The following is a 17,283-nucleotide window of genomic DNA, read 5'->3' on the forward strand; positions in this document are numbered from 1 at the left end:
GGCTGTTTGGTGCCTTAGCGGATCTGCTGACCGATGATGAAGTGGAACTTGCTGTGGTCCTGCCGTTGGGTGTTGCCCAGCGGCACGGGCACGTTGTCGAAGCCGTAGCCGTAGTCGAAGCCCAGCAGGCCGAACGCCGACATAAAGATACGCGCCCCGACGCCCGCCGAGCGGTAGACCTTGAAGGGGTTGTACTGGTTGTAATTGTCGAAGGCGTTGCCGGCTTCGGCAAAGCTCAGCACGTACACCGTCGCGGCCGGGTTCAAGGACACCGGGTAGCGCAGCTCCATCACGTACTTGTTGTACACAATGCCGCCGCTTTCGTTTTGGCGCGCCGTCGGAATGGCAAAGGCATCCTGCGGGTCGTCGTAGCCGCGCAGACCGATGTATTCGGTGCCCACAATGAAGTTCGAGGCGCCGCCGAAGCCCAGGCCCGAACCACCAAGCTTAAAGCGTTCAAACGGCCCGTACGCGCGGCTCTTGTTGTAGCGGCCGATGAAGCCGAAGTGCGTGCGCGTGTTCAGCACCAGCTTGTTGCCCAGCGGCGTAAACCACGAGGCGTCGAACATCCACTTGTGGAATTCCACCCACTCGTTTACGTTCGGGTGCGCCCCCTTGAACACGGAGTAGGGCGGCGTCAGGTTCAACGACAACGTCAGTGCCGAGCCCCGGCGGGTAAAGGTGGGGTTGTCGGTGCTGTTGCGCGCCAGCGTGGTGTTGAAGGTGATGTTGTTGGCCTGCCCGGTGTTGAAGTTGCCGATGTACGGGTAATCCTTCAGGTCGTAGCGGCTCACCGAGAGGCTGTTGCTCAGGGTGAAGTAGTCATCGGGCCAGCGCAGGCGGCGGCCCAGGCCTACCGAGGCGCTATTCACCTTGATGTAGCTCCCCGAGCGCAGCGACGACGCGTCCAGCAAGCCGCTGGTGGAGTAGCGCTGAATGCTGCGGTTCAAGCTTACCGTCAGTGAATTGGGCTTGCGCCCGCCCAGCCAAGGCTCCGTAAACGAGAGCGAGTACGACTGGTACTGCAGGCCGTTGGCTTGCACGTTCAGCGCCAGGCGCTGCCCGTCGCCGCCCGGCACCGGCTTCCAGTTGCGGAAGTCGCCGGCTTTGCGCAGCGAGAAGTTGTTGAATACCAAACCCACCGTGCCGATGAAGCCGGCGTAGCCGCCCCAGCCGCCCGACAGCGTAATCTGGTCGGAGGGCTTTTCAGCCACCGTGTAGTTGATGTCCACCGTACCGTCGGCCGGATTGGGCACCGGGTTCAGGCCCACCTTCTCCGGGTCGAAGTAGCCCAGCGAGGCAATTTCGCGCTGGGAACGGATCAGCAATTCGCGGTTGAACTTGTCGCCCGGCAACGTGCGCAGCTCGCGCCGAATCACGTGGTCCGAGGTCTTGGTGTTGCCCGCGATGTTGACCTCCTTGATGCGCGCCTGCACCCCTTCGGTGATGCGCATCTCGATGTCGATGGAGTCGCCTTCCACGCGGGTTTCCACCGGATCAATCTGGAAGAACAGGTAGCCGTCGTTCATGTAGAGCGACGTCACGTCCTGGCCCGTGGGGTTGTAGTTCAGGCGCTTGTCCAGCGACTCTTTGCTGTACACGTCGCCCTTCTTGATGCCGAGCACCGAGGCCAGCGTCCGGTCGTCGTAGAGGTAGTTGCCGGCCCAGCTGACGTTGCGGAAGTAGTACTTCGGCCCTTCGTCCACGTAGATGCGCAAGGCCAGCTTGTCGGCCTCGCGCTCCGTGCGCTTGTGAATGCCAAACTTGCCGTTCTCCTTGCCGATCCAGCGGTAAGTATGCTCGCTCTGCACGGTAATCAGCGAGTCGCTGGTGATGATAGCGTCGCGGTAGCCGTGGGCGTTGTAGTAGTCGATGACCTTCTGCTTGTCGGCCTCGAATTCGGTCTTGTTGTACTTGCCGGAGTTCAGGAACTTGTAGGCCTTCTTCTCCTTGGTTTTCTTCATCTGCCCCTTCAGCTTGCCGTCCTTGACGGCTTCGTTGCCGATGAAGTCGATGCTGGCGATGCGCACCTTGTCGCCCTTCTTCACGTCGATAACCAGCTCCACGCTGTTGGGCAGCGTCGAGTCGGGCTCCTGGGTGATGTTGATTTTGGCGTTCATGAACCCCTTATCGGTGTAGTACTTGCGTACTGCCTGCCGGGTGTTGTTCAGAAGCGCATCGGTCACCACCTTACCGCGCACAATCTTGATTTTGTTGCGCAGCTCGTCCGCCTGGTTTTTGCCGATGTTGGTGAAGTAAATCTTCGACAAACGCGGCCGTTCCTTAAGCTGGAAGTCCAGGAACACGCGGTTGCCCTCAATGCGGTCAATCACCACGTTCACGTCGCCGAGGATGCCCTGGTCCCAGAGCCGGCGAATGGCGCGCCCGATTTCCTCCCCCGGCAACGACACCGGGTCGCCCACCTTCAGGCCGGTCAGGCCGATCATGGTGTTCGGGTCGAGGTAACGAATGCCGCTAATGGTGATGCCGCCGATTTCGTAGCGCGGCGGCTCTTGGCCCGGGGCCGCGCCCGGCGTGGTTTGCGCCCGGAGCGAGCCGGCCGTTAGCCCCAGCAGCAGCCCCGTCAGCATGGTGCCGCGGAGCCGTGGGAAGAAAGAACTCATCGAAGAAAAAAAGCTTACGAAACGGTCAGTTGCTCACTGGTTTTGCCGAAACGCCGTTCCCGGCGCTGGTACGCCAGTACAGCTTCGTAGAAATGCTCGCGCCGGAAATCCGGCCAGAGCAGTTCGGTGATGTATAGTTCGGTGTAAGCCAGCTGCCACAGCAAAAAGTTGCTGATGCGCTGCTCGCCGCTGGTGCGGATCAGTAGCTCCGGATCAGGGATGCCCGCCGTAGTCAGATACCCCGCCAGCTTCTCCTCCCCCACTTCGGCCGGCGCTACCTTGCCAGCGGCTACGTCTTCGGCCAAGCGGCGCGCTGCTTGTGCCAAATCCCAACGCCCGCTGTAGCTCAGCGCCAACACCAACGTGGTGCGGCTGCCAGCAGCCGTCAGTTCGATGGCTTCGGCCAACTCGCGCTGGCACGAATCGGGTAGCTGGCTGATGTCGCCGATGGCGTGCAGGCGGATATTGTTTTTGAGCAGCGTGGGCGTTTCCTGGCGGATGGTGTGCACCAGCAGTTGCATCAGCGCCATCACCTCGTGCTTGGGCCGGCCCCAATTTTCGGTGGAAAAGGCGTAGAGCGTCAGGTATTGTACCCCAAGCTCGGCAGCAGCTTCTACCGTGTCGCGAACAGCTGTAATGGCACTTTGGTGCCCGAAGATGCGCAGGCCGCCGCGTTTCTTGGCCCAGCGTCCATTACCGTCCATTATGACGGCGACGTGGGCAGGAATGCGGGCAGAGTCAATGGCGGAGCGGGCAGACATGCGAACTATTTGCGTAAAAGAGGCCGCAAGTTACGCAAATGGTTGCACACGCCCGGGACTGAGTGCGTTAGCGCAGCAGTTTCGAATCAGCTTTGTACGGGTCCGGGCAGTTGATTTTGTAGAACGTGTACGACACGCTCAGCCCGGTGTAATAGTACCAATCTTGGTCGTAGCGGTTGGCAAAGGCCGGGCTCTGCTCCTTCACGTGGTCGATCAGGTCGGTAATGGCCTTGCGGGCGCCGGTTTCCAGCCCTAGGTTCCAGTGACGCGACAAGGCCAGCTTCACCCCCACCCCGGCCGGAATGGCAATGCCCAAGGTGTTTTCCGATTGGTTAAAGCCCGGCTGCGGGCCGGTCGTGCGCGTGAAGGCCATAAAGCCCGCGGCACCCACAAACAAGTAAGGGGTGAAGTGCAGCTTGTCGCGCCGGTTGTGATAGTCGAAAAAATTATACTCCAGCGTCCCGGCCAAATCGAGTAGGGAGCCTTTCATACTTGCCTGGCGCAGGGCAGCGATTGGCAACTGGTTGCCGTTCTCGCCTTTTACGTCCGCGTCGTTGGCCCGCAGCAAACCGTAAGTTACCGTGCCGCGCAGGGTGACGGGCACCGAAACGTCCTTGCGGTAAAAGGCCGATACCGCGGGGCGATTATTGAGCAGGCGGTATTCGGGGGCCAAGTCGCCCTTGAAATTCAGGCCGCCGAGGCCCAGGCCAATCTCGCTGGTGTTTTGAGCGGCGGCCGCAGTGGCAAAAAAAACGCTCCCAGCCGGCACAAGGCAGACTAGGAGCGTTTTGAAGAGAGTAGGCTTGGTCATCAGGTGAAGGCTGCGTTGGCGGCAGCCAACGACTGATTAACGGAATTTGGGGCTCTTGATGCGCGGAGCGAGAATGTAGTTCAGCGTAAGACCCGTAACGATGTACCAGTCTTTTTCATTGCTCTTGCCGCGCATGCTGCCAGCCGCGTTGAAGTTAGTAAACTCGCCGCGGTCAGCCGGGTTCTTCACGTTGCCGCCACCAAAGTACTGGGCAGCGCCGGGGTCAAGAGCCTGGTAACCGTAGTAGTTACCGCTAACGTCATCCAGGTAGTCGGTGAAGGTTTTGCGCCAGCCGATTTCCAGGCCAAGGTCAAAACTTTTATTGAGTTTGTAGCGGACACCACCGCCGAAAGGAATGGAGAACTGCCACAGGCCGTAGGTGCCTTCGCCGTTCAGGCGCTGACCTTCGGTGCCCAGCGGCTGCAGGGCAATCCAGTCACCGTCGTTCAGGCCGAAGCCGGCACCGCTCACGCCGTTAGCCCCTACGAGGCCCTTAGGGTTGTGGTGGTATACGGCAACACCCGCAAATACGTACGGTACGAAGTCGGGGCGCTTCAGGTAGTTGTTGCGGTTCTCGATCAGGTCGAAGATACCAACCGCCGAGAATTCCACGATGTCGTTGCGGAAGCTCATGTTGCGGTTGTAGCGGTACTTGGCGTCCGGATCGGTATCGTCAGCAGCTTTGAAGTCGTCGCCGGTGATGCGGCCGTACGACAAGGCGGCGCGGGCCGAAATCCGCGGAGCAAAACGGCGGGTGAAGCTCAGGCCGATGTTGGGTCGGGTAGCGGCAAAACGCAGGCTGGTGATGCTGGGCTTGGGCACTACGTCGCCAAAATAGTTCATGGCGTTCAACGACAGCCCGACGGAGTTATACTGCTTCCGCTTGCTGAACTGCTGGGCACTCGCCTGATTGGCAACTAGCACCAGCGCCAGCACCAGCGTCAGGGTGAGGGTCAAGAGTTTCTTCATACTGTGAGCAATGTTATGATATCAAAGTTCAGGAAAGCACGGTTTGCGCCCGGGCGCAGTTGCAGTTACAAGCAAAAGTAGTAGGACCTCGGAATTATAAAAACAATTCATAGAAAAAATCCGATGCTTTATACCGAAAATCCAGCCGGATTGCGGCGGTCCAAGCCCCAATTCAGTTTACTACGCAAGGTGCTCAAGAAATTTACATGGTTCAACTTGATCAACTTGGCGTCAAATGCCTCCCGGCGCACGGCTACCTGTATGCCCGCGTCTACCGTCACCGAGCGTGAATCGAGGGAGAGCAGGTAGTTGTTGCTCCGGCCCTCAATCTCGAAGGAGATGACGCTACGGTCGGGCACAATCAGCGGCCGCACGTTGAGATTGTGGGGGCATACGGGGGCGATGATGAAATTGTTTGTCTGGGGCAGCATGACGGGCCCGCCGCAGCTCAACGAGTAGCCCGTCGAACCGGTTGGTGTTGAGACGACTAGCCCGTCGGCCCAGTACGAGTTTAAATATTCCCCGTCGATGTAGGTGTGCACCACAATCATCGTCGAGGAGTCGCGCTTGAGGATGGAAAACTCGTTGAGGCCGAAATCGAGCCCACCGAAGACGTCGGGGTCGGTGTCGGCGTGGATGAGGCTGCGGCTTTCCAGGGTAAAGTGGCCGCGGAACAGGGCGTCGAGCGCCTGTGGAATTTGCTCGGGCGACACGGTGGACAAAAAGCCCAACCGGCCGGTGTTGATGCCGAGGATGGGAATTTGCTGGCGGCCGACGTAGGTGACGGTATCGAGCAAGGTGCCGTCGCCGCCGATGCTGAGCACGTAATCGGTGCCGCGAAGGTCGTCGCCGCGGTCGAACACGGTCAGCGTATCGGGCAGGCGCAGCTGGCCCAGCGTCTGGTGGAATGACTTCGCCACGGCCACTTGGACTTGCCGGGCCGCTAACTCGTCGAACAGGCCCTGCAAGTGCGGCGCCATATCGGCGTCGAAGGGTTTTCCCTGGATGGCAATGCGCATACGCGAGGGGTGGCCGCTCAGGGCCGGGTTAGAAGGGAAATTCGGTGCGGGCAAATAAACCACCGAATCCGTGAATAGTGCGGGTGTACTCCAGGGTGAAGACCCGGTCGTAGTACGTGACCAGGTGCAAACCGATGCCCGCGCTGGCTAACAACTCGTTGGGCAGACGGTTTGGCACCGGCACCGACCGCTCGGCCACGAAGCCCGCATCAGTGAAGACGTTGGCGTAGAGCACCAGCGGAATCCGGTCGAGGCGCGGGTCGTTGAGCACGGGCAGGTTGAGGCGGCCCGCGTCGAAAACGCGCAGCGAGAGGCCTTGCCGCAGCACGCCGTAATGGCGGCCGTCGACGACGTAGGCATCGTAGCCGCGCACCAGGGCCTGGCGGTAGCCCAGGGCCCGGCTGTCAGCGTAAGCGAGGCGGCGCGAGAGCCGCAGACGGCCTTCGGCCCCGGCGCTGTAATAGAAGCCGTGGCCGAGGCTGAAGTAGCGGGCGTAGGTGAGCAGCGCGGTGGTGATGGGCGGGCTGGGCGACGAAAAGAACACCCGCTGGGTGAGGCTGGCTTGCAGAAACGAACCAGTGAGCGGGTAGGCAAAGGTGTTGCGCTGGTTGAGCGTGCGGCTGAGCACCACGTCGACGTAGCTGCGGCGGGTGGCGTTAAGAAAGTACTCCGGATTGAGCCGCCGCACCGAGTCGGTGATGCGCTCTTGGTAGTAGTACAGCTCCAGGGTAGTCAAGCGCTGCACGGTGCGCCGCCAGCGCAGGCCGCCCGTGAGGTACCAGCGCTGAATGGGAAACTCGTTGTCGGCGCGGTAGGCTTTGAGACTGTCGCGGCGGGTGGTATAGTCGACGGCGCGGGCTTGATAGAGCGAGGCTCCCGCGGAAAAGCCGAGACGGTGGCGCCCCAGGCCGGGCCTGACGTAGAACAGCTCGTACTTGCGGTTGAAGCCCAGCTGCAGGTTGCCGTAAAGCTGCTCGTTGCGGCCGCGGAAGTTGGTGCGCACCACATGCACGCCGTAGTCGAGCCGGCGCCACCGGTCGGGACGGTCCAGCCAGGAGCGAAAGTTGCGGTCGGCAAAGGAAAAGATGGGCACCGGGAAGGTGTACCACCGCTCCTGCACGCCGTAGAGCACAATCAACTCCCCGTTGCGGCAAGCCAGCTGCAGGTTTACCTGGTTGAACAGCTGCAGATTGAAGAGGCGGCGGCGGTTACGCTCCAGGCGCCGGGCCACGTCGGCGGCGGCCAGGGTGTCGCCTTCGCGGATGTCCAGCTCGGCCCGCAGCACCCGTTCTTTGGTGACGGCATTGCCCACGAACAAAATCTGGGCTATGCGCACTTGGGCATAGCCACCACATTGCTGCTGCAGCAGGCTGTCTAGGTTGAGGCGCCGCAGCGTATCGGGCGGCGCCACCGTGCGGGGCCGCGCAGCCTCGGACTCCAAGCTTCTGCCCCACCCCACCGAAACCGCCGCCAGCCACAGGCAGGCAGCGAGCAAGCCCAAGCGCACCTTAGAGGCTCAGGTAGCGCAGCAGCGCGTCGAGGCGGTCCTGGTCGGACTCGGAAATTTCGCCGGTGCCGCTGAACTGCGCCGTGATGACGTAGCCGAACCGTTCCAGCGTGGCCACGATGCGGTTGAGGTTGCTGGTGTTGATTTTCAACGTGAGCCGGATGCGCTGCGCGTCGTCGGGGTCTTCCGAGACGTGGGCGCTGAGGATTTTGGCGTTGTTCTCCTCTACGTAGCGGCTGATCTGGCTCAGCGAGTAGTCACGCTCCTCCAGCGCCAGCACGATGATGCCGTTGCCGGTGGCGCCGCCGGGCGTCTGCCCGAAAGCTGCTAGGGTGTCGCCCACGGTGACCACGCCCAGGTACTCGCGCTGGTCGTCGAGCACCGGCACGAGCTGCACCTTGTTGCGGATGGCCAGCTCCATTACCGTGTAGAAGTGCTGGTCGCGCTGCACGTGCACGTCGGAGAAGCCGAAGGGCACGGTATCGAGTTGCTGCTCGGGGTCGGCGGCCACGTCGATCAGGTCGGCTTCGGTAATCATGCCGCGGTACTGCCGGTTTTGCACCACCGGCAGCTGATCCACGTGGAATTCTTCCAGCCAGCGCGCGGCCTTGCCGGCGGAGTCGGACACCTTCAGCGGCGGAATCATCTGGTTGAGCAAGTCTTCGGCGAGCATCGAATGCATGGCGGCTCGGAGTAAGCGGTGAGGGAACTGCCGAGCGGCAGCTCCACTAATAGAAGCGACAAACGGGCGTTTCGGTTGCATAGCCGGCCGAAGCAGCGGGCGCGGCGACAACCGAAACGTTGGGTAAACTACGGGGCGGCGGGCAGAAATGCTACGCCTGGGCGGCGGGGGCAGCCTCGACGGCGGGTGCTAGGAAGCGCTGCAGCAGGCGGTTGAACGCCTGAGGGCGCTCCATCATGGGCGCGTGGCCGCAGTGGTCGAGAAAGTGCAGCTCGGAATGCGGCAGCAGGCGGTGAAACTCGTGGGCCACCACCGGCGGGGTGATGGTGTCGTTCAGGCCCCAAATCAGCAGGGTAGGGGCCTTGATTTTGCCGAGGTCCTTGGTGAGGTTGTGCCGCTGGGCCGAGCGCGCAATGGAAATGATGCGCAGGCACTTGGCGTTGGAGTTGGTGACGTTGAACACCTCGTCGACCAGTTCCTTGGTAGCCACTTTGGGGTCGTAGAAGGTGTAGGCCACGCGCTCCTGCACGTACTGGTAGTCGCCGCGGCGGGGAAAGGATCCGCCCATGCTGTCCTCGAACAGGCCGCTGCTGCCGGTCAGCACCATTTGCTTGACGCGCTGGGGGTTGCGCAGGGCGTAGACCAAGGCCACGTGGCCGCCGAGGGAGTTGCCCAATACGACGGCGGGCTGAGTCAGCTGCATGGCCTTGGTAAAGTCTTCCACAAACTCCACCAAGCCCGAAATACCGGCGCGGGTCAGCGGCATTTCGTAGATGGGCAGCATGGGAATAACCACGCGGTGGGTGCGGGCAAACTCATCGACCACGCCTTGCCAGTTGCTCAGCGCGCCGAACAGGCCGTGCAACAGCAGCAGAGTCTCGCCCTGGCCTTCGTCGACGTACTTGAATCCGTTGTGCTGTTTAATCTGCAATTCCATCGTGGTGTGTCGGCGCCGCGGGCAGGGCCGGCGGGGCGGGGGTATTCGTGCAATGATACGCAATCCGGACCCAATTGCGCAGCAACGTCAGCCCGTCGGGTGTGAGCAGGGCCTCGGGGTGAAACTGCACGCCGTAGAGCGGTAGGGTACGGTGGCGTAAGGCCATTAGTTCGGCGTGGGCGTCGGTGGTGCGGGCCAGCGGCAGCAGCGCGGCGGGCAGCTGGCTGAGCACCAACGAATGATAGCGCGTAACCGGTATGCGCGCCGGCAGTCCTTCAAACAGCGCTTCGGCGCTCTGGTTCGGCGCAAGGTGCAGCTCGATTTCCGACACCTTGCCGTGCATGGGCCGGGCACCGCGGTGCAGCTCGGCCCCAAAAAATTCACCCAGGGCCTGGTGCCCGAGGCAGACGCCAAGCACCGGCACCCGCTCGTACACGGCGGCCAGCAGCTCCATCATCACGCCTGCGGCGCGCGGCGTGCCCGGCCCCGGCGACAACACCACGGCGTCGAACGCCAACGCCAGCAGTTCGGGCAGCGGGGTGTCGTTGCGGCGCACCACCACGTCGGCCCCCGCCTGCTGCAGGTAGTCCAGCAGGTTGTAGGTGAAGGAGTCGAAGTTGTCGAGCAGCAGCAGGCGCATCTTGGGTAAGTTGGGAAGTTGTGAAGGGTGAATTGGGGAATGGGCATTCGACCATTCCCCAATTCACCCTTCACAACTTCTCCTTTAAAAAACGTTCCGCAGTGTGGTCAGCAGGTCGGAGGCGAAAGGCATCACGAAGCCGACCACGTTGAGCGCCACGGGCGTGGCGTCCTGCACGAAGGGCAGCACCACGGATTCGCGGGTCAGCTCGCGGCCCAGCGGCAGGCCGGCCAGGCCGGTGGCGTAGAGCAGCAAACTCAGGCCCAGCACCCACTTGAGCACGCCGGCCGCCCCGCCGAGTAGGTTGTCGAGCATGCCGAAGGGCGTGAGGTGAATCATGCTTTTGAGCAGGCCGCCGGCCAGGTGCACGCCCCAGGCAATGAGGGCAAACACCAGCAGAAACGACACCAGTGGCAGCATGCCGAAGGCCTCGCCTACGTAGTGCCGCACCAACGGAATGGCCGTGCCCAGCAGCTTGAGCCCGCCGATAACCCCGAGCACGAAGGCCAGCAACGACACAACTTCCAGCACGATGCCGCGCCGGAAGCCTTTCACCGCTCCCACCGCGAGGGGAATCAGCAAGAATAAGTCGAAGCCGGACATGTGGATTAATGTGCTGATCTGCTAGTAAAAGGTGATGTGCTGCTGCTGTTCTGGCATTGAGCTAAATATTAATTAGCTCATCAGCATATTGCCTCATGGCACACTTAGAAATTGGTGTTGTTCAGCAGGCGGTTGACTTCCTGCGAAATGGCGCGGCCGTCGGCTTGGCCAGCCAATTCCTTGGCAGCTACGCCCATTACCTTGCCCAAATCCGACGGGCCGGTGGCGCCCACGCGCTGGATAATGGCCACGAGGCGCTCGGTGAGGTCGGCCCCGGACAGCTGGGCGGGCAGGTACTCTTCGATGATAGCCAGCTCGGCCAGCTCTACTTCTTCCAGGTCGGAGCGGAATTGCTGCTGGTAGGTTTCGGCGGCTTCGCGGCGCTGCTTGGCGGCTTTGTTCAGCAGCTTCAGCTCGGTGTCGGGGGTGATGCTGCCGTGGGCGCCCTCGGCGGTTTCGGCCAGCAAAATTTGCGACTTGATGCTGCGCAGCGCGGTCAGGCGCACTTTGTCTTTGGCCAGCATGGCCTTTTTAATATCGGCGTCGATGCGCTCTTTCAGGGTCATAAGCAGGAATAAGGGTTGGGGTGAACGGGAAAACGGAGTGCCCACAGCGGGCCGGGCTCCGGCGGCAACGGCCTGCACCCGATATTTGGGGCGTGGGCCGCGTACACGGCAAAAATCCGCTAATTCCGGGATTCATGACGAAGCTAAGCGTAAACATCAACAAAATTGCCACCCTGCGGAACGCCCGGGGCCACAACCGCCCCGACCTGCTGCTGACTGCTCGCGACTGTGAGCGGTTCGGCGCCGAGGGCATCACCGTGCACCCGCGCCCCGACGAGCGGCACATCCGTTACCAGGACGTGCGCGACCTGAAGCCGCTGGTCACCACCGAGTTCAACATCGAGGGCAACCCCACGCCCGACTTCGTTGCCTTGGTGCGCGAGGTGCGCCCCGAGCAGGTGACGCTGGTGCCCGACGCGCCCGACGCCATTACCTCGAATGCCGGCTGGGACACCCTCCGCCACCAGGATTACCTGCGCAGCATTGTGCAGGATTTCAAGCAGATGGGTTGCCGCGTAAGTATTTTCCTCGACCCCGTGGAGGAACTGGTGCGCGCCGCCGCTACCACCGGCGCCGACCGCATCGAATTGTACACCGAAGCCTACGCCTCGGGCTACCACCAAGACCGCGAAGCCGCGGTGGCGCCCTACCGCGCGGCGGCAGCGCTGGCCCAGCAGCTGGGCATGGGCGTGAATGCCGGCCACGACTTGGACCTCGACAACCTCGCTTTTCTGCACCAGCAGCTGCCCGGCTTGGCCGAAGTCAGCATTGGGCACGCGCTCATCTGCGACGCGCTCTACCTCGGGCTGGAAAACACCATTCAGCTCTACCGCCGCCAGCTGCTGTAAGCAAGTGGTGAACTTTTGAATTTGTGAAGTTGTGAATCGGCCCACGGCCCTTCGCTTCTTCGCAACTTCACCCTTCACAATTTCACAACTCGCCCTTGCCCCGCCTTCCCCTCCCCGACTTTCTTTCCGGCCCGGCCGACGCGCCTATTTTCGATGCACGGGCGCCGCTGGAGTACGCCCAGGGACACATACCCGGGGCCGTGAGCTTTCCCATCTTCTCCGACGAGGAGCGGGCCCAGATCGGCACGACCTACAAGCGCGTCAGCCAGGATAAGGCCATCCTGCTGGGGCTGGATTTCTTCGGGCCGCGCATGAGCCAGGTGGTGAAGGCGGCGCAAAAGCTGGCCCCTAATAAGGAAGTGCGGCTGCACTGCTGGCGCGGAGGCATGCGCTCCGGCGCCATGCAGTGGCTGCTGGAGCTGGCCGGCTTCCGGGTGCACCTGCTCGACAAGGGCTACAAGGACTACCGCCGCTGGGCCCTGGCTTCGTTTGAGCAGCCCCGCCCCCTGCTGGTGCTCGGCGGCCTCACCGGCTCGGGCAAAACCGACGTGCTGCACGCCCTGGCCCGGCGTGAAGAACCTATTCTCGACCTCGAAGGCCTGGCCCACCACAAGGGCTCTTCGTTTGGGGCCATCGGGCAGGCACCGCAGCCCACCACCGAGCAATTTGAAAACGAGTTGGCCTGGCGGCTGTACCGCACGCCGCCCGACGCCGCGCGCCTGTGGGTGGAGGACGAAAGCCGCACCATCGGCACGGTGGCGGTGCCGGGGCCCCTCTACGCCCAGATGCGGGAGGCCCCGCTGGTGGTGCTAGAGGTGCCGCGGGCGGTGCGGGTGCAGAAGCTGGCCGACGAGTACGGCCGCCACGACCCGGCCGCGCTGGCCGCCGCCATCCTACGCCTGCGCAAGCGCCTGGGCGGCCTCGTCACCAAGGAAGCCATGGGCGCCATCGGTGAGGGCGACATGGAAAAGATGGTGACCCTGGTGCTCGACTACTACGACCGAACCTACAGCCACGGCCTCGAAGGTCGCCCAAACGTGCGCCGCGTGCCCACCGACACCTGCGACCCGGAAACCAACGCCGACCGGGTGCTGGCGGCCGTGCGGCAGTGGCCGGGCGCGCAGCCCGCGGCATAACCCCTCCTTGCCAATGCTGTATCCCACGTTGCGCGTTGCCCGTCCCACCAACGACCTCGCCGCTCTGCTCCCCTTCTACCGCGACGGGCTCGGCTTTACCATTATCGGCCAGTTCGAAGACCACGCCGGCTTCGACGGGCTGATGCTGGGCCACCCGCAGGCGCCGTATCACCTGGAATTCACCCGGGAACAGGGCCAGCCGGCGGGCGGCGCGCCTTCGGCCGAGCACCTGCTGGTGTTCTACCTGCCCGACGCGGCCGAGTGGCAGGCCGCCGTGGCGCGCATGCAAGCCGCCGGCTTTGCGCCGGTACCGGCCCACAATCCGTACTGGGACCAGCACGGCCGGACCTTCCAGGACCCCGACGGCTACCGCGTGGTGCTGCAGCGCGCCGCCTGGGAGCGGTAACTTTCGCCCCGCCGCCGGTTGTCCCCTCGTAACTTCGCCTTTCTATGGATTCTACTGCCCCCACCGCCGCCTCCGACGCCATCCGCCTGACTCAGTACAGCCACGGCGCCGGCTGCGGCTGCAAAATTGCGCCCGCGGTACTCGACCAGATTCTGCACACCACCATTCCGCAGGCGCCCGACGCGCGCCTGCTCGTGGGCAACGCCTCCCGCGACGACGCGGCCGTGTACGACCTGGGCAACGGGCAGGCGCTGATCAGCACCACCGACTTCTTCATGCCCATCGTCGACGACGCCTACGACTTCGGGCGCATTGCGGCGGCCAACTCCATCAGCGACGTGTACGCCATGGGCGGGCGGCCGGTGCTGGCCATTGCCATCCTGGGCTGGCCCGTCGACAAGCTGGCGCCCGAGGTGGCCCGGCGCGTTATCGAGGGCGGCCGCAGCATCTGCGCCGAGGCCGGCATAGCCCTGGCCGGCGGGCACAGCATCGACTCGCCCGAGCCCATTTTCGGCCTGGCCGTCAACGGCTTGGTCGACATTCAGCACCTGAAGCGCAACGACACGGCCACCGAAGGCTGCCTGCTCTACCTGACCAAGCCCCTGGGCGTGGGCATGCTCACCACGGCCCAGAAAAAAGGCATTCTGCGCGCGGAAGACGCCCAGCTGGCCCCGCAGCAAATGATGCAGCTCAACAAGCTCGGCGAGCCGCTGGGCCGCCTGGCCGAAGTGAAGGCCATGACCGACGTGACGGGCTTCGGCCTGCTGGGTCACCTGGCCGAAGTAGCCGAGGGCAGCGGCCTCACCGCCGAAATCGACTTCAGCCGGGTGCCGCGCATTGCGGCGGCCGAAAGTTACCGGCAGCAGAAAGCCATTCCGGGCGGCACCCAGCGCAACTGGGCTTCCTACGGCCACAAGATTGGCACCGTCACCGAGGAGCAGCGCCACTGGCTTTGCGACCCGCAAACCTCCGGCGGCCTGCTGGTGTGTGTGACGCCCCAGGGGCGTGAAGCGGTGGAAGCTCTGCTGCGCGAAGCCGGCGTGCCAGCCGAGCCGTTTGGGCAGCTGCGGGCCCGCAGCGCGGCCGACGAGCCGGCCATCATCGTCGGGTAAGTGCGGCGGCTGCTCTGGCCGGTGGTGCAGCTGGCCCTGGCCTTGGGCGTGGTCAGCTTGCTCCTGCAGTGGGTGCTGCGCCTGTTTGGGCGGCGGCGCACGGTGTTTCAGGTCACGTACTGGCGCGGGGTGTACCTGCTGATCTGGCCGCTGGCCAGCCTGTGCGTGGCCCTGCCCCTGCTGCGGCCCTTGCTGACGGGGCCGCGCAGCTGGTGGGAAATCATGTTGCTGGCTCTGCTCTTCGCGGTGGTGCTCGGCTTTGCCGCGCCCAGCCTGCTGCTGCACGGGCAATACTACCGCCGCAACCGCCGCACTACCCTGCTCTTCGATCCGCGCCAGAACACGCTGGAGGTGTACGAAGGCGCGGAGCCGGTGCCCTTCGCGCGCCACGACATCGAGCGGGTGGAGTATTGCCGCTGCCGGGCCCGCCGCGCGTTCTGGAGCAACTACGAGTTTCTGCGCCTGCATCTGCGCGACGGCCGCACCGTGGAACTGACCTCGCTGCTCGCGGATCTGGGGCCCCTGGCCGAATTTTTGCGCAACACCCGCCTGCAACCCGTGTGGCGTTGGGTGTGCCGGCTTTAGGACGGACATGCCGAAACATAGCACGACCTGCTTATCTTCAACGCGGCTTCCTTCCCGGTGGCCCCGTTGCTCCGCTTACCTACACACCTGTTGCCCCGCATGCGGTGGATTCCGCTCTGGTTGCTCCTGCTTGGGAGCGTGCTGCCCGCGCGCGCCCAAGACACGTTAGCCCTGCCCGGGCTACGGCAGCGCCTGCGCGTGCTCCCCGCCGACACCAGCCGGGTGCGGACCCTCAACCAGCTCTGCTACGGCCTGCACGATGTGGCCCCCACCCGCGCCCTGCCTTACGGGGAGGAAGCCGTAACGCTGGCGCGCCGTCTGCACGACCAGCCCGGCCTGCTCTACAGCCTGCTCTACCTGGGCAGTTGCTACGCCAACCTCTCCGACGGCCCGCACGCTCTGCAGCTGCAGCAACAGGCCCTCACGCTGGCCCAGCAGCTGCACCACGCCGACGGCATCGTGCGCAGCTACGCGGGCATGGGCGGCATTCACCACGAACGCGGCGACACGACCAGCGCCCTGCGCAACTACCGCCTGGGCTTGGAGCACCTGCGCGAGCCGGGTGTGAGCGTGCGCACCCAGCTCATGCTGCTCGGCAACCTCGGCGGCCTCTCCTTTTACATGGGCCACACCGCCGATGGGCTGCTGTACACCCGCCGCGCCATGCAGCTGGCCCACCAGCACGGCGACCTGAGCGGCGAATCGGTGTACGTGGGGCACCTGGGCACCTACTACCTGCGCCAGGAGCGCCTCGACGTAGCCGAGGGCCTGCTCCGCAAAGCCTTGACTCTGGCCGAAACCGCCCGTAACCAGCGCGTGGAGGCCAGCCAGCTGACCATGCTGGCCACGGTGCTGCTGCTGCGCGAGCAAACCGACGAAGCCGAAGAGCTGGCCCGGCGCGCCCTGGCCCTGGCCCGCCGCATCAGCTTCCCCGAGCGCGTGCTCGACGCATACGACATCATGGCCGGGGTCAACGAAGTGCGCCAGGACTACGAGCAGGCCTACGGCTGGCGCCAGCTCTACGTGGCCCTGAACGATACGCTCAACAGCCAGGCCCGGCTGAACACTCTTTCGGCCCTGCAAACGCGCTACGAAACCCGCGCCAAGGAAAACCAGATTCGCCTGCTTACCCAGCGCGGCCAGTTGCAGCAACTGCGCAACCGCGTGCTCTGGGCCGTGGTGGCCACGCTGCTGTTGGGCCTGGCCGGCGTGGGGGCGCTGACGTGGAAGCTGCGCCGCAGCCGGCAGGCCCTGGCCCGGCACCACGCCGCTCTGGAGCAGGCCAACGCCGACACCCGCCGCTTAGCCGCCAGCAAGGACCGGCTTTACTCCATCGTGGCCCACGACCTGCGCGGGCCGGTCACCTCGTTTGTGGGGGTGACGGAGCTGATTGACTTCTACCTGCGCACCGGCGACGAGGAAGGCCTGCGCCGCTTGCCCACGCAGGTGCGGCAGTCGGCCCAGCACCTCAACGGCTTGCTCGACAACCTGCTGAACTGGGCCGTGACGCAAACCGGGGAACTGGCCTACGAGCCGGCCGTGCTGCCGCTCGACGAGCTGCTGCTGCAGGCCACCGAGCTGCACCAGAGCGCTGCCGAGGCCCGGCAGATTACCCTCAGCACCACCGCCCCCGAAGGCTTGGCCGCCTGGGCCGACGCGCACATGAGCGGCACGGTCTTGCGCAACCTGCTCGGCAACGCCCTGCGCTTCACGCCCCGCGGCGGCAGCATCCACCTCAGCGCCGTGCGCGCCCCCACCACCGACGAGGTGCTGGTGCAGGTAACGGACACGGGCTCGGGCATGAGCCCCGAGCAGGTGCAGGCCCTGCTGCACCCCGAGCAAGAGCCGGCCCGCCGCCCCAACGGCCACGCCCGCTCCGGCACCGGCCTGGGCTGGCCCCTGTGCCAGGCCTTCGTGCAGCGGCAAGGCGGCCGCTTGCAGATCAGCAGCAGGCCCGGGCTGGGCACCACCGTCACGTTTTCGTTGCCGCTGGCCAAGCAGCCGGCCCCGGCCCCAGTCCAACATATTGTTACCTCGGCGTAGCTTTGGCATCGGGGCAATCTGTCCCGGATCAATT

The 17,283-nt window shown here is 64.1% G+C and carries 17 protein-coding genes; 6 read left to right on the forward strand and 11 right to left on the reverse strand.

The features are described 5' to 3' along the window. Positions 1 to 14 precede the first annotated feature (14 nt). The 11 genes from bamA to LJ737_RS00610 form a co-directional block, all read right to left on the reverse strand. Complete coding sequence (gene bamA, locus LJ737_RS00560; RefSeq protein ID WP_227761709.1) at positions 15 to 2,624, reverse strand: outer membrane protein assembly factor BamA; 2,610 nt, start codon at positions 2,622 to 2,624, stop codon at positions 15 to 17. A gap of 14 nt (positions 2,625 to 2,638) precedes the next feature. Continuing rightward, complete coding sequence (uppS, locus tag LJ737_RS00565) at positions 2,639 to 3,385, reverse strand: undecaprenyl pyrophosphate synthase (protein ID WP_227761710.1); 747 nt, start codon at positions 3,383 to 3,385, stop codon at positions 2,639 to 2,641. Positions 3,386 to 3,452: 67 nt separating this feature from the next. Then, entirely contained in the window at positions 3,453 to 4,196 is a 744-nt protein-coding gene (gene porG, locus LJ737_RS00570; protein WP_227761711.1) for a type IX secretion system protein PorG, read from the reverse strand. Positions 4,197 to 4,232: 36 nt separating this feature from the next. After that, positions 4,233 to 5,165 (reverse strand): DUF6089 family protein, encoded by a 933-nt coding sequence (locus tag LJ737_RS00575; protein ID WP_227761712.1) that lies wholly within the window; start codon positions 5,163 to 5,165, stop codon positions 4,233 to 4,235. Between the two features lie 128 nt (positions 5,166 to 5,293). After that, complete coding sequence (locus tag LJ737_RS00580) at positions 5,294 to 6,184, reverse strand: NAD kinase (protein ID WP_227761713.1); 891 nt, start codon at positions 6,182 to 6,184, stop codon at positions 5,294 to 5,296. Positions 6,185 to 6,212: 28 nt separating this feature from the next. Beyond that, the gene (locus tag LJ737_RS00585) at positions 6,213 to 7,595 is read right to left on the reverse strand and encodes a POTRA domain-containing protein (protein WP_227761714.1); all 1,383 of its coding nucleotides are present in this window, start codon (positions 7,593 to 7,595) and stop codon (positions 6,213 to 6,215) included. Between the two features lie 97 nt (positions 7,596 to 7,692). Next, complete coding sequence (locus tag LJ737_RS00590) at positions 7,693 to 8,373, reverse strand: CBS domain-containing protein (protein WP_227761715.1); 681 nt, start codon at positions 8,371 to 8,373, stop codon at positions 7,693 to 7,695. 151 nt (positions 8,374 to 8,524) lie between these two features. Beyond that, complete coding sequence (locus tag LJ737_RS00595; protein WP_227761722.1) at positions 8,525 to 9,310, reverse strand: alpha/beta fold hydrolase; 786 nt, start codon at positions 9,308 to 9,310, stop codon at positions 8,525 to 8,527. Next, positions 9,294 to 9,950, reverse strand: coding sequence for an anthranilate synthase component II (locus LJ737_RS00600; protein WP_227761726.1), 657 nt, complete (start codon positions 9,948 to 9,950; stop codon positions 9,294 to 9,296). The genes LJ737_RS00595 and LJ737_RS00600 overlap by 17 nt, the downstream gene beginning before the upstream one ends. An 84-nt stretch (positions 9,951 to 10,034) precedes the next feature. Then, positions 10,035 to 10,532, reverse strand: coding sequence for a CvpA family protein (locus LJ737_RS00605; protein WP_262907784.1), 498 nt, complete (start codon positions 10,530 to 10,532; stop codon positions 10,035 to 10,037). Between the two features lie 125 nt (positions 10,533 to 10,657). Continuing rightward, positions 10,658 to 11,119, reverse strand: coding sequence for a GatB/YqeY domain-containing protein (locus LJ737_RS00610; RefSeq protein ID WP_227761735.1), 462 nt, complete (start codon positions 11,117 to 11,119; stop codon positions 10,658 to 10,660). Positions 11,120 to 11,253: 134 nt separating this feature from the next. Between LJ737_RS00610 and LJ737_RS00615 the strand changes: the two genes are divergently transcribed. From LJ737_RS00615 to LJ737_RS00640, 6 genes are all read left to right on the forward strand, one after another. Then, complete coding sequence (locus LJ737_RS00615; protein WP_227761739.1) at positions 11,254 to 11,967, forward strand: pyridoxine 5'-phosphate synthase; 714 nt, start codon at positions 11,254 to 11,256, stop codon at positions 11,965 to 11,967. A 95-nt stretch (positions 11,968 to 12,062) separates the two neighbouring features. Next, positions 12,063 to 13,103 carry a tRNA 2-selenouridine(34) synthase MnmH gene (mnmH, locus tag LJ737_RS00620; protein ID WP_227761749.1) on the forward strand — a complete coding sequence of 347 codons (1,041 nt, stop codon included), beginning with the start codon at positions 12,063 to 12,065 and terminating at the stop codon, positions 13,101 to 13,103. Positions 13,104 to 13,116: 13 nt separating this feature from the next. After that, a complete protein-coding gene (locus LJ737_RS00625; protein ID WP_227761750.1) occupies positions 13,117 to 13,509 on the forward strand; it encodes a VOC family protein in 393 nt (130 codons plus the stop codon). A 44-nt stretch (positions 13,510 to 13,553) separates the two neighbouring features. After that, entirely contained in the window at positions 13,554 to 14,621 is a 1,068-nt protein-coding gene (selD, locus tag LJ737_RS00630) for a selenide, water dikinase SelD (RefSeq protein WP_227761752.1), read from the forward strand. Continuing rightward, positions 14,622 to 15,206 (forward strand): PH domain-containing protein, encoded by a 585-nt coding sequence (locus LJ737_RS00635; protein ID WP_227761754.1) that lies wholly within the window; start codon positions 14,622 to 14,624, stop codon positions 15,204 to 15,206. It abuts the gene before it with no gap. Positions 15,207 to 15,305: 99 nt separating this feature from the next. Then, positions 15,306 to 17,249 (forward strand): sensor histidine kinase, encoded by a 1,944-nt coding sequence (locus LJ737_RS00640; protein ID WP_227761764.1) that lies wholly within the window; start codon positions 15,306 to 15,308, stop codon positions 17,247 to 17,249. The last annotated feature ends 34 nt before the right edge of the window (positions 17,250 to 17,283 follow it).

Origin of the sequence: Hymenobacter sp. 15J16-1T3B (genome assembly GCF_020711235.1) — a bacterium.
In the GTDB taxonomy this organism is placed as follows: Bacteria; Bacteroidota; Bacteroidia; order Cytophagales; family Hymenobacteraceae; genus Solirubrum.